Annotated in this window: 11 protein-coding genes and 1 pseudogene; 9 read left to right on the top strand and 3 right to left on the bottom strand. The window is 59.9% G+C overall.

Going from position 1 to position 12,493, the window contains the following annotated elements; genetic code table 11:
• Nucleotides 1-5: 5 nt before the first annotated feature.
• Nucleotides 6-1,229: a S10 family serine carboxypeptidase-like protein gene (locus BMY84_RS17980; protein ID WP_371262430.1), complete on the bottom strand. Its 1,224-nt coding sequence runs from the start codon at nt 1,227-1,229 to the stop codon at nt 6-8.
• Between the two features lie 533 nt (nt 1,230-1,762).
• Here BMY84_RS17980 and BMY84_RS17975 point away from each other — a divergent pair.
• The 6 genes from BMY84_RS17975 to BMY84_RS17950 all read left to right on the top strand — a co-directional run bounded on the left by BMY84_RS17975 (nt 1,763) and on the right by BMY84_RS17950 (nt 6,264).
• Entirely contained in the window at nt 1,763-2,059 is a 297-nt protein-coding gene (locus BMY84_RS17975; RefSeq protein WP_143075079.1) for a (2Fe-2S)-binding protein, read from the top strand.
• Between the two features lie 56 nt (nt 2,060-2,115).
• Nucleotides 2,116-2,409: a 4a-hydroxytetrahydrobiopterin dehydratase gene (locus BMY84_RS17970; RefSeq protein WP_093085473.1), complete on the top strand. Its 294-nt coding sequence runs from the start codon at nt 2,116-2,118 to the stop codon at nt 2,407-2,409.
• Nucleotides 2,410-2,442: 33 nt separating this feature from the next.
• The gene (locus BMY84_RS17965) at nt 2,443-3,405 is read left to right on the top strand and encodes a threonine ammonia-lyase (protein ID WP_093085472.1); all 963 of its coding nucleotides are present in this window, start codon (nt 2,443-2,445) and stop codon (nt 3,403-3,405) included.
• 200 nt (nt 3,406-3,605) lie between these two features.
• Nucleotides 3,606-4,571, top strand: coding sequence for an ornithine cyclodeaminase family protein (locus BMY84_RS17960; protein ID WP_093085471.1), 966 nt, complete (start codon nt 3,606-3,608; stop codon nt 4,569-4,571).
• Nucleotides 4,568-4,705 carry a hypothetical protein gene (locus tag BMY84_RS29830; RefSeq protein ID WP_177204064.1) on the top strand — a complete coding sequence of 46 codons (138 nt, stop codon included), beginning with the start codon at nt 4,568-4,570 and terminating at the stop codon, nt 4,703-4,705. Before BMY84_RS17960 ends, BMY84_RS29830 begins: the two co-directional genes overlap by 4 nt.
• Nucleotides 4,706-5,400: 695 nt before the next feature.
• Nucleotides 5,401-6,264 (top strand): amidohydrolase family protein, encoded by an 864-nt coding sequence (locus BMY84_RS17950; protein ID WP_143075078.1) that lies wholly within the window; start codon nt 5,401-5,403, stop codon nt 6,262-6,264.
• Between the two features lie 288 nt (nt 6,265-6,552).
• On the opposite strand, the gene BMY84_RS17945 is transcribed toward BMY84_RS17950, so the two are convergent.
• Nucleotides 6,553-7,023: an Lrp/AsnC family transcriptional regulator gene (locus tag BMY84_RS17945; protein WP_093085637.1), complete on the bottom strand. Its 471-nt coding sequence runs from the start codon at nt 7,021-7,023 to the stop codon at nt 6,553-6,555.
• Nucleotides 7,024-7,433: 410 nt separating this feature from the next.
• Between BMY84_RS17945 and BMY84_RS17940 the strand changes: the two genes are divergently transcribed.
• The 3 genes from BMY84_RS17940 to BMY84_RS17930 all read left to right on the top strand — a co-directional run bounded on the left by BMY84_RS17940 (nt 7,434) and on the right by BMY84_RS17930 (nt 11,837).
• Nucleotides 7,434-9,035 (top strand): M20/M25/M40 family metallo-hydrolase, encoded by a 1,602-nt coding sequence (locus BMY84_RS17940; protein ID WP_177204063.1) that lies wholly within the window; start codon nt 7,434-7,436, stop codon nt 9,033-9,035.
• A gap of 55 nt (nt 9,036-9,090) precedes the next feature.
• Nucleotides 9,091-10,632, top strand: a complete 1,542-nt coding sequence (locus tag BMY84_RS17935; protein WP_093085467.1) for a tannase/feruloyl esterase family alpha/beta hydrolase — start codon at nt 9,091-9,093, stop codon at nt 10,630-10,632.
• A gap of 179 nt (nt 10,633-10,811) precedes the next feature.
• The gene (locus BMY84_RS17930; protein ID WP_093085466.1) at nt 10,812-11,837 is read left to right on the top strand and encodes an IS110 family transposase; all 1,026 of its coding nucleotides are present in this window, start codon (nt 10,812-10,814) and stop codon (nt 11,835-11,837) included.
• 255 nt (nt 11,838-12,092) lie between these two features.
• Here BMY84_RS17930 and BMY84_RS17925 read toward each other — a convergent pair.
• Nucleotides 12,093-12,493, bottom strand: a pseudogene (locus BMY84_RS17925) (integrase core domain-containing protein); the annotation flags it as partial.

The following is a 12,493-nucleotide window of genomic DNA, read 5'->3' as shown; positions in this document are numbered from 1 at the left end:
CGCATTCAACGCCGGACCGCCTTGATGAAGCGCGCGATGTCGAGCGCCATCTTTTGTCGCACCGGCGCGTCTTCATAGATCATATGGCCGCCTTCATAGCATCGGACGATCATTGCCTTACGTTCCATGGCCGTTCCAAGGAGGCGTAAGGCGCGATTGGCCGCGCAGCTGTTCTGTGAATCCCAGTGGCCCGTGGCGACCAGCACGCGCAGCGCCGGATCGCGTCCAATCGCGCGCGAAATCCATGGCTGACGTTCGGGCGGTCCGCCTCCGGCGGTCGCATCGGCGATGGCCGCCGAGTCGCCCGTATATTTCCATTCTGCGTTGATGGGCGGCTGGCCGGGTTCGATACCCCAATAGGCCAGGTCGGTCCGATAGCCGAGGTCATCGGCAAAATAGCGCAGAATTGGACTGGCGTCGGCGCGCCGGTCGGGACCGGAGCCGATCAGCCGCATGTCGTAAGCATACAGGGTTTTGCCCTTGATCAGGCCCGACCGGAACATCCGCATATCGAGCGTGAGCGCCGACCTGTCGACTAGGGACGGATCGACGCCAGCCCATCCTGCCAGTTCACTGGCGAGATGGTTGCGATCGCTGTCGCTCAATAGGCCAATGCGAGTGAGTGCCGGTTCGTAGACTGATGTCGCCCAATCCAGGGAACGGCGCCGAACCGTTTCGATATCCCCTCCCCGTGCCGGGGCCAGGCGGCCGTGGTGGAATGCGGTAGCCGCCTGACCGGGTAATTTCAGTGCGGCGTTGCGTGCGGGCGGCAGCGCTGCATCGATAAGGATCTTGCCGCCGGAGATCAGGATGATGCCCTCCAGCGGGACATGACGCGCGCTCAGCGCATCGGCTATACCCGCAACCCGGGGGACGCCAAAGCTTTCGCCCAGTGCATAGACGGGGCTGGACCGGGCGTCGAACCTGTCAAGCCAGGCTTCAACGAAACGGGTCGCCCAAGACACGTCGCCCAGCGTATTGTAGAACAGCGGCTCGTCTTCTTCGCGTTCGGGACGGCTGTAACCGGTGCCGATCGGATCGACGAAGACAAGGTCGGTGGAGGTCAGCAGAGTGTCGGGATTGTCGACCAGGCGGCCGCCTTCCAACCGTTTCGGCCCGAAAGAGTGGAAATGCAGAATAGCCGATGGACCGCCCGGCCCGCCGTTCCAAAGGAACGTCACTGGACGTCGCGCCTTCCCTCCGATCATCCGATAGGCGGTGAAAAACATATGGCCCCGGACCCTCGCCATTTCGTCGGTAAGGGGCAAGCGCCCAGCATAGGCGTCATAATGCAATGTCGATCCGCGCACCCTGATACTGTGTCTGGTAACCATCAGCCTATCGTTGGGAAGTTGGCCGACGGCAGAGGTCGAAATGCAAACGGCTCCCAATGTGGCGAGTATGGATCGGCGCGAATACATCTGTCCCTCGGATCTTTAATTGGCTTGATAGCCTATCCTCATCGCCTTGCAGGAATATTGCATTTCCCATCATGGGCATATGCGCAGATATGCGACAAAATTTTCGATTTTCTTCCTTCAAAAAGGATAAGTAATGCAGTGGTGAACAATTCGAAGGCGAGTTTGCTGAGCGATTGATGGGGATGAGAGGGGCGCAGAATCGATACCCGATCCGATTAAATAATCATTTCATGAAATGACAGATATTGATCAATCTGTTTCTAAGATGCGAGAAAAATCGGCAAATATGATAAAATATCGCAGATATTATGTGCGATATGTTGCCAATGGCAGATGCAGCATTGAAGCGCCCCGATGGCGCCGCGGAAGATTGGACGATTGCGCAGGACTGGGGCTCATACACGCCGCTGGAGCATGCGATGTGGGACCGGCTGTTCGAACGGCAGGCCGCTGCCGGGCTTCCCCTTGCGCAAAAGCTCGATGATTATTTGACCGCCGACGCCCGCTTCATCGCATGTGGCTGGCATGACGCGCTGTTTCGCAAGGAGGACGGCCATTACGTAGGCGCACCCTGTGTAGGACAGTCGCTGAGCGCCTGGCCGGTGACGGCGGACGACGGTTGGATCGTCACCGCATGAACGGCGTTCAGGCTACGGGCGCACTTCATTCCACAGGCACAAGGGCCAAACCGCACATGATATCCCCCCTTACCACCGACGAACTGAACGCCGCGCTTGGAGAATTGCATCGCTGGAGCCACGATGCCGAACGCCGTGCCCTGTATCGCGAAATCAGGGTTGGCGACTTTGCGGAGGCTATGGGCCTGATGATCCGCATCGGGATCGAGGCGGACAAAATGGATCACCATCCTGAATGGGCCAATGTCTATAACAGGATTGAGATCTGGCTTACGACCCATGATGCTGGCAATGTGTCGGTCCGGGATGTTGCGCTGGCGCGGCGGATCGACGCGGTGTTCCCTGGCTGACTGCCCTTTATAGCCTCCATTGCAGGACCCAGCATGCTCCAGAACGACATCAAGACCCTCATCGGCTCCGATGGCGAGGGTTTCCGTATCGCCCGGCAGGCCATCAGCGGACTGGCCGTGACAACGCCGCTCCTGCCGGCCGATTTTATCGAGGGCCGGGAGGTGCGGCTGAAAGCCGAGTGCCTCCAGCCGCGCGGTTCATTTAAGATTCGTGCCGCCGCGAATGTGCTGGCACGATTTTCTTCGCAGGAACTGGAGCAGGGCATTGCCTGCCCCAGCGCCGGGAATTTCGGACAGGGTCTTGCCTATGTCGCGGCGCGGCGCGGCGTGAAGCTGACCGTGCATGCTCCTGACAATGCTGCCCGGGTAAAGCTGGAAGAGATCAGGCAACTGGGCGCGCGCGTTGTCGTGCACCCGTTCGATAGCTGGTGGCAGATCATGTCCACGCGTGTAACGGGCCATGACGACGGCATCTTCATCCATCCGGTCTGCGAGCCCGAAGTCGTCGTCGGCAATGGAACGATCGCCCGCGAGTTGCTCGACAGTTGGGCCGATTTCGATGCGGTGATCGTGCCGGTCGGAGGTGGGGGGCTGCTGTGCGGCATAGCCTTGGCGCTGCGAGCGGCTGGCCACCGCGCGCGGATCATCGGCTGCGAAGTGGAGACCGCAGCGCCTTTGTCAGCCGCCCTCCGCAAGGGCGAGCCGGTGATCGTGGACCGGCGTCCTTCCTTCGTCGACGGGATCGGATCGACGCGTGTGCTGGATGACATGTGGCCGCTGCTTAGGGAACTGGTCGACGACGTGATCGTCGTGACGCCCGATGAGGCGGCGGACGGCGTCCGCATGGCTGCCCGCCACGCCCATCTGGTGGTGGAAGGTGCAGGCGGTGCGGCTCTGGCCGCCGCAAGGAATGCACGGGCAGGAAATCGCGTCGTCGCCATCCTGTCTGGGGGCAATATTGATCAGGAGCAGCTTGCACGGATCATCGGCGGATAGGGCTGGCTATCCCGGAAAAATTATCCGGGCGAACGGCATCATTGCCCGAAGTCTGCATAATCATTCCCGGAACCGCGGTTTAGCCTCCGGTCGAGCGGGAGGTGTGGTATTCTTCGATCAAGACTGGCAGCGCCACATCATGTTTCGATATTGCCTGCTTTTCGTCGTCGATCTTCTGATTCGCTATGATGAGTGCCCACATGTCCGTACCCTATTATGATGAACTTCAGGTCGAGGCGCTTCTGGACTATCCGGGCTGCATCGCAGCCGTGCGCCAGGCGATGGTTCAGCTGTCACAGGTCGACCGGGACCAGCCCCTCCGGCAAATTATTGGTCTGGGCGACGGCAATCTGTTCGGCGTGATGCCCGGCAAGCTTAGCGGCAATGATGCCTTCGGCGCGAAACTGGTCAGCGTGTTCGAGGATCCAGCCCGCAAGGGGCGGTCGCGTCATCAGGGCGTAGTCATCGACTATGACGGCCGGACCGGCGCCGTGCGCTGCATTGCCGATGCCGAACCTGTGACGCGCATTCGGACAGCCTGCGCATCAGCGGCGGCTACGGACGCTCTCGCACGTCCAGATGCTGCGACCCTGGCCATTTTCGGACTCGGGACCCAGGCGGAAGCGCATATCCATGCCCTTCTGCAGGTGCGGCGGTTCAGCAGGATTCTGGTCTGGGGCCGGGACAGTGAAAGGTCGGCAGCGTTCGCCGCCCGCATGACTGCGGCGGTTGCAGCCCCGGTCCTCGCGGTCGGGTGCGGCGAGCAGGCTGCGTCGGAAGCCGATGTTATTACCACTGTCAGTTCGGCGGCGGAGCCCATCCTGTTCGGCAGCTGGGTAAGGCCGGGCACGCATATCAATCTGGTCGGATCGAGCTTCCTGGGGCCGGTTGAAGTCGACAGCGCGCTGGTCGCAGCAGGGCGTTATATCGCGGACTACAAGCCGTCCGTGCTGGCGCAGGCGGCGGAGCTGGATGTCGCCCGGCGCGCGGGCGTTGTCGATAATTCCCATGTGGTTGGAGAGATTGGCGAGGTGTTTTCGGGCAGTCTGGCCGGTCGCGAACATGACGATCAGATCACGATATACAAGTCGCTGGGCAATATCGTGCAGGATCTGGCCGCAACGGCCTATCTGCACAGCCGTGCAACTGGGGAAACGGAATCATGATCATGGTCCGGTCGACGCTTGCCGCCTTTGCCTTCGTTGTCCTGTCCGGCAGCGTTGCGCAGGCCAGAGCCGCCACGACCGAACGCTTGTCCATCCTGTCCAATGGCGAAAAGATCGGGTCCGTCGTCGTGTAGGTCGACGGTGAAAGGACGTCGGTCGATTATCGGGTCGACAATAACGGGCGGGGTCCCAAACACCGCGAAGAGATCGTCCTCGACAAGACGGGGATGCCCCTGTCGTGGACGATCGCGGGCACGTCGAACATGGTCGGGGCAGTGCAGGAGATATTCTCCTGCAAGGACGGCCGCGCGAGCTGGAAAAGCCAGTCCGATGCCGGCTAGCATATGTCTCCGCGCCCGGAACTTTACATCATTAAAGATGATAGCCCCTGGGCGCTGGGCGTCTATGTGCGCGCCGCGGGGGGGGGGGGGGGGGGGGGGGGGGGGGGGGGGGGGGGGGGGGGGGGGGGGGGGGGCGGCTGTCGGTTGAAAAGGTGCGGGACATCAGCATCGGGGCTGGTCGCTCGGCCGTGCCAGTCACTATCTACCGGCTTTCCGGCGTCCAGCTCCAGGCTTCCTACGTAGCGCTCGATCGCGCTCAACGCCTGTTCGCCACGTTCGGCGCCGGGCTGGATTAGGGAACCGCGTTGCGGGAGGGCTATGAAAGCTCGCTGGAGAGGGTGCGCGCGCTGGCGTCGGAGTTGGATATCGAACATGCCGTCTAGCTTCAACAGAAGCTGGCGCACCGCTACGCCATGCCGGTTCGCATCCGCAACGTCCGCATATTCGATCCGGCGGACGGCAAATTATCGCCGCTTAGCACCGTCGTCGTGATGCGTGACACGATCTCGCAGATCATCCCTGCAGGCGGGGATGATGCGCCTGAGGACCAGACCCTGATCGACGGGGAATGGGGAACGCTTTATCCCGGCCTGAACGACATGCACTCGCATACGACGTTGCAGTCGAGCCTGCTCTTTCTGGCGGTGGGGGTTACCGCGACGCGGGACATGGGTAATGACAACAGCTTCCTGCAAGACCTGTTACCTCGGATCGACGCCGGTGAGATCGCTTGGCCGCGGATGGTGCCGGCCGGCTTCATCGAGGGGCGCAGCCCCTATTCGGCGGGCTTCGGTTTCATTCCCGGCACGCTCGAGGACGCACTGAAGGCGGTTCGGTGGTATGCCGACCGCAATTATTTCGAGATCAAGATCTATAACTCGATGAATCCCGACTGGGTAAAGCCGATCGCCGCGACGGCGCATCGGCTCGGGCTGGGGGTAACGGGCCATGTTCCCGCCTTCTCCTCGCCCGATCGCGTCATCGAGGATGGATATGACACCATCGCGCATATTAATCAGCTTGTGCTCGGTTGGACACTCGATCCTAAAGAGGACACGCGAACCCCGCTGCGTCTGACCGCGCTGGCGCGGGCTGGAGCTATCGACCTGTCCTCCCAGCGCGTGCAAAAGACGGTGGGGCTCATGAAAAGCCATAACGTCGCGCTCGATACCACAGCCGTCATCCTGGAACAGCTGATGCTGAGCCGCGCCGCCTGGGCAGGGGGATTTTCTAAGCCATATGCCGATAAAAACGGTATTACCGTTGCGCAGGACCGTAACGGTACGAGCATTCCCCCGGCTTTGTTCATTCAGCCGCGCACCATTGGCGTGACATTGGCGCGATCCTTCTGATTTGGTAGCTGGCGATCGGTTCCCCGCGAGCTGTCCTTGGCGCAGCAGGCACTGTCTGTGCCTGCTGCGTTTGAGCGCAATCCAGCCAGGATGGATGGGAATCATGATTTATTTTCTGGGCGTTCCGAGCCATTGAATGATGACATCGGGCTGAAACATGCTCGCGCCGAGCCGCCCCTCTGGGGTCAAGGATAACCCTGACAAGGTCAGCGATGCAAGCGCTGACGACGACTGGCAGCCATGCCAATGCGCTGAGCCAGGTGAAAAAAAGTGGTTCTCGCCGAAAGGCTAGCGCCGGACTGGAATTGCGCTGGTGTGCTTGATCTGCGCCAGGGTCACCGAAGACTGTATGTCAAGCACACCGGGCAGCTTGAGAATGACGTTAAATATGAATTTTTGATACCATTCTAATGATTGCGCAATAATTTTCAGGATTATGTCGCGTTCACCGAAGATTGTGTGGCATTCCATTATTTCCGGTGTCAGTTCAATCTTACGTTTGAAATCATCTCTCTTTTCTTCCGATAGTGAGGCCATTTTCAACGTGGCGAAGATGTAGAGGCTTTCGCCGAACTTCTTGCGATCAAGGATTGTTACTTCCCCCAGAATATACCCGTCTTCGCGCAACTTTTGAAGCCTTCGCCAGCAAGGCGATTGCGACAGGCCTACCTTGTCCGCCAGTTCCGTGGTCGATAAGGAGGCATCCTTCTGCACTTGCTCCAGGATTTTCAAATCGACTGCTGTGAGACCTTCGCTCATGCCTTGCTCCTGCGAATGATGCGGCAGGAGTATGATGGTTTCGTGCAAGTACAACATAAAATATTCACCTAACTCACCGATAGGGCGCTCGTACGTACCGTTCCGGTGGCAGGAAGCGGCGTCACGGCATGCCGGCAGGGCGAACCAGTTTATTCTTGTTACCGCCGATATCTGCATAATTAAGTTGGCGGGGCCGCATATTGGCGGCCAAACGGACTAAATTCTTCGCGGCGGGCAGTTATATTGACGTGTGCCCCAAAATTGATGTTGAACAATGCCGTCTGCACGTTTCGAAAGGGTAAAGAGCCATGCTTGCGACCTGTAGCAGCAATTATGTTTCGGTCGACAAAGCGCGTACCCAGAAAAGCCGGCATCACCTTCAACCGTTTTACGGCCAAAAGCGCACCATCATGACCGGCCTATGTGGTGCGCTGCTTTCGCTCTCGGTGACCCAAGCCGTCCGCGCGCAAGACGTTGCAGGCGCGATGGTGCCTGCGATTCGCGAGGAGGGGCTGAAACGCAGCGGGGCCTATGGCTATGTGTCGGCACTCGCCGACGGGATCGGGGCGAGGCTGTCGGGTTCGGCAAACATGGACCGGGCTTATGATTGGGCGATGAAGTCCCTTCGGGACATTGGCCTCAAGAATGTCCATCTCGAGGATACCGGGATGCGGGCGATACAGTGGCGCCAGAACAGGGCGTGGGTCGCGATGACGACGCCAGACCAGATGGTGTTCCTGGCGCAGGCTGGAGCCTGGTCGGTCTCCACAAAAGGCCCGATCGAAGGTGATATTACGGCCGTCGAGCTAAACGATGAGGCGGACCTTGAGCGGCTGCGCGGCACGTTGCGTGGCAAGATTGTTCTGCTTGGCCCCTTGCGCGATACCCCCATGATGGATCGGGCGATGGCAGTGCGCTATACTGACGAACAGGTTGCGCAGGGTATACCGAACCATCCGGTGCGGCAGGCGCTTAGTACGGCCAAAGCGAGAATTCCTCAGCAGATCAAGGCGGGGCTGTTCAAGGAAAAGCTGCGAAAATTCCTGGAAGCCGAGGGTGTGGGTGCTGTGATCCTGCCCAGCCGGGAATCGGAACATGGCGGTGGCAGCGGCAACCTTTCGATAGACGAAGGTCCGTTCAGCGTGCGAAGTTGGAATCCGGACGAACGGCCGCATTTCCCCTTCGCCTATGTCGCTATCGAAAATTTCGGCAGGGCGTGGCGGCTGGCTAAGGCGGGGCGAGATGTCAAGCTGGCGCTGGATCTGGATATCCAGGAGGGTCCAGTCAAGCCTGCCTATAATGTGGTGGCCGACCTACCCGGAACCGATCCCAAGGCGGCGGCGCAGATGGTGCTTGCGGGCGCCCATCTGGACAGCTGGGCATCGGGCACAGGGGCGTTGGACAATGCCAGCGGTGTCGCGTCGGTGATCGAGGCTGTCAGAATATTGAAAGCTATCGGGTTGCGTCCCCGCCGCACGATCCGTCTGGTTCTGTTTGGTGCGGAGGAACAGGGTCTTTATGGCTCGCAGGCCTATGTGCGGGATCATCTCGGTGTCATCCCGCGGTCTGCCGCCCCAGACCAGATGGCGTTGCCGGTCGAAACGAGACGGGTCCAGCTCGGCCCTTTGAAGACACGGCCCGATTATCGGAACTTCTCGATCATCTATAATATGGACGCGGGATCTGGCCGGGTACGGGGCGTCTATGCTGGCGGGAATCCACGCCTTGCCAGTATATTCCGGGGCTGGATCGAGCCGCTGAAGGATCTGGGCGTGACACAGGTGTTCGACGAACCCTTCTATCCAGCGGACCAGTCCACCTTCACCGAAATCGGCTTGCCTGGCGTCATGTTTCTTCATGATCCGCTCGAATATTTCACGCGCGCGCGGCACAGCAACCTCGACACGATGGAGCGGATTTCCCGCGAGGATATCGCGCAGGTGTCGACCGTTCTCGCGATATTCCTTGCCCAGAGCGCGATGGCGGACGGAGTTCTGCCGCGCAATCGTTGAGCCGCCCATCTTTCCAGATCATCACATGCCTCTCAGTCTAGTCAGGGAATAAGAAATGGGGATATCCTACAAGCGCACCTCCTCTCTCCTTCGGGATGTGGCGCCCGCCCTCGCGCTCGTGACGCTTTTTACGCTGCCGACGCCGGCAGCCGCACAGGAGCCGCCCCGCCCGCTGGACACTACGGCATTTGGCAAGCCCGGTGCAGACTGCGCCGAACTGCGCTACACGGATTTTTCCCGCACCGACGATGCCATCACGCAGATAACCCTGGCCCGGCCCATTGCCGCGGAAAAGGGTGTACCTGCGGTGTGCGAGGTAGAAGGCTATGTCTGGCGCCAGACCCGGTTCCGGCTCCGTTTTCCGCTTCAGAACTGGAATGGCAAGATTTATGTGCAGGGAACTGGCGGGCAGGCGGGCGGCCTGCCCAATGACACCAGTTCGACGGGACGGGGCGCTGAGCCCCTGCGCAGGGGCTTTGCGTCCGTCAGCCACAATGGCGGGCATTATTCCACCATAACCGACGCGCAATGGTCCTATAATGACGGCGATGCCCAGATCGACAGCGGGTTTCGCGGGCCTCATGCCGTTACTATGGCATCCAAGGCCATCGTTAAACATTTCTTCGGCAGGCCGGCGGAACATACATATTATGACGGCTGTTCCAATGGGGGCCGCGAAGCGATGATGATGGCGCAGCGCTTTCCCTATGATTTCGATGGGATCATAGCGGGAGCACCATCAATCGCTGTGCGCGATATATTTGTGAACATGTACTGGATCGCGGAGCTGATGCGCGACCAGAGCCGAGCGGGTTTTGACATGGCTGCGGCCAAGACGCTGCATTCCAGCGTGATCGCGCAATGCGACAAGCTGGACGGCAAGATCGACAAGATCATGGAGCGCCCGCGCGAATGCAAGGTGGATTTCACCCCGATCATCTGTAAACAAGGCCCGACTGAAAATTGCTTGACGCCGCATCAGGTTGATATAGCGCGCAAGATTTATGAAGGTCCACGGGACAAGGATGGCAAGCAGATCGCGCCGTCGAGCGCCTTCCCTGGATCGGAGATCAGCTGGGTGTCGTTTATCACCCCGCGCTGGACGATCGACTATGCCAACGATTTTTTCCGCTATTCCGCATTCAGTCCAGCGCCGGGGCCGAACTGGAAGCCTGATCCGTCCAAACTGGCTGAATATGCAAAGCGGATGGGTGTCATAGAAGGAACTTCAGCTGCCTTGAATCCTGATCTGCGGCAGTTCAAGGCGAATGGCGGCAAGCTCATTTCCTATTATGGATGGAATGACGCATTTGGTGGCTCCCGTTCGGTCATCGACTATTATGAAGCGGCAGAACGGGTGTCCGGCGGTCTCAAGAATACGCAGGAATTCTTCCGGCTCTTCATGGTGCCCGGCATGGATCATTGCGGCGGTGGCGAAGGTGCATCCGTGTTCGACTGGCTGACTGCGCTCGACACATGGGTGGTTGACGGGAAGGCGCCCGACAGCATGACTGGTTTTCATCCGGGCCCGGAAGGCAAGCCCGAGTTCACCCGGACCGTTCTTACCTACAAATCGCGGCCCTTCGGTACGAATTGACTTGGTAACGGAATGAGGGCGCTGTGAACGGCACTGCGCTCTCGGCCGTTTCCGGTCATCATCAAGTGATCTGCCCCCACCGAGTGGACCGATTGGTTGGTTAGTGATGGGGTGGACGCCCCCCGACGGCATCGATGTGCCACAGTGGAGGTGTTGAACACCACTTGAGGGAGGCGTCCGTGTCGGAAGTTAGCATAATCGGGTTGGATATCGCCAAGCATGTTTTTCAGGCGCATGGGGTAGATGCGGCGGGCCATGCGATTTTGCGCAAGAAGATCACGCGTTCGAAGTTGTTGCCCTTCTTTTCCGCTCATCCACGTTGCCTGGTTGTGTTGGAGGCGTGCGGCGGAGCCCATCATTGGGCGCGCGAGTTGCTCAAGCTCGGTCATGATGTGCGGTTGATCGCTCCGGCGTATGTGAAGCCCTTTGTGAAGCGCCAAAAGAACGATGCGGCTGATGCTGAGGCGATCTGTGAGGCAGCACAGCGTCCCAGCATGCGGTTCGTGCCGGTGAAAACTGAGGAACAGCAGGCAGCCGCGATGGTGTTCCGGGCGCGTGATCTGCTGGTCCGCCAGCGCACCCAGATCAGCAATGCCCTGCGCGGGCACATGACAGAATATGGTTGGATAGCGCCCAAGGGCTTGGCGCATCTGGAAGCGCTGAGGGCGCTGGTCTCCGATCGGTCAGCGGTGCCCGAAGGGGTGCGGTCGGTGTGCATGGTGTTGCTTGATACTCTGGCAACGCTCGACCGGCAGATCGCGCTACTCGACAAAGAGATAGTCCGGCGCTCTCGCGAGGATGCAGTCGCGCGCCGCCTGATGACGATCCCAGGAATCGGACCCATCACGGCAACGGCGATCACCGCGCTTGCGCCGCCGTCAGAAACATTCGCCAAGGGGCGTGACTTCGCCGCTTGGGTCGGCCTCACCCCTCGTCAGCACTCAACTGGTGGGAAACAGAAGCTGGGATCTATCTCGAAGATGGGCGAGCGCACGCCGCGAAGGTTGCTGATTATTGGCAGTAGTGCGGTGGTGCTACAGGCGAGCAAGCGCGGGGCGGCGAAAGGATCGTGGCTCGAGCAGATGCTGGCGCGCAAGCCACGCATGCTTGTGACAGTTGCGCTGGCGAACAAGACGGCACGGATCGTCTGGGCGCTGCTGACGAAGGATGAAGTTTACAAAGCTCAGGTCGCAGCCACGGCGTAAGCCAAGGCGGGCCAGAGGTCGTCGGAACGTAGTCGGTCGAAGGAGGGTATGGCACAACAGTCGGCGAGACGGGATCGGAAGAACCAGGTTAATCCACCGTGCTTCATCAGCACGCGTTAGTGATGTGGTTCCGGTCCGCGAACTCCCATACGGGCCCGCAGCTATCATCGCTGCATCAGAGAGGCCGGACAGATGGCAGCATCCGACTACGTGCCTACCTCCAAATACCACTTGCGTTAATCGGGGCGTCCACAGATGGATTAAGCCCATCGCCGCCATATCCGGACGGAGGTGGAGCGAAGCGGAACCGGAGGCCGGATATGGCGGTGTCGCCGTTTCCGGTGCCGGTGGCCGGTATCCCAGACTGCTATGCGGGCGGACGGTGTTGTAATGCCGTCGCCAAGCTTCGATCAGCACCTTGGCTTCGGCGAGGCTGTAGAAGATCTCGCCGTTGAGCAGTTCGTCGCGAAGCGACCCGTTGAAGCTTTCGTTATAGCCATTCTCCCATGGTGATCCCGGCGTGATATAGAGCGTCTTCACGCCGATCTGCCCCAGCCAATGCTGGACGGCGGTCGCGATAAATTCGCTGCCATTATCAGACCGTATATGTGCGGGCGGACCGCGCGCGATGAACAGGTCGGCCAGGGCCGCCAGAA

The sequence above is a fragment of the Sphingobium sp. AP50 genome, from assembly GCF_900109095.1.
Taxonomy (GTDB): domain Bacteria; phylum Pseudomonadota; class Alphaproteobacteria; order Sphingomonadales; family Sphingomonadaceae; genus Sphingobium.
The sequence above is the reverse complement of the archived record's forward strand: the minus strand, read 5'-3'. Positions and strand labels throughout refer to the sequence as shown.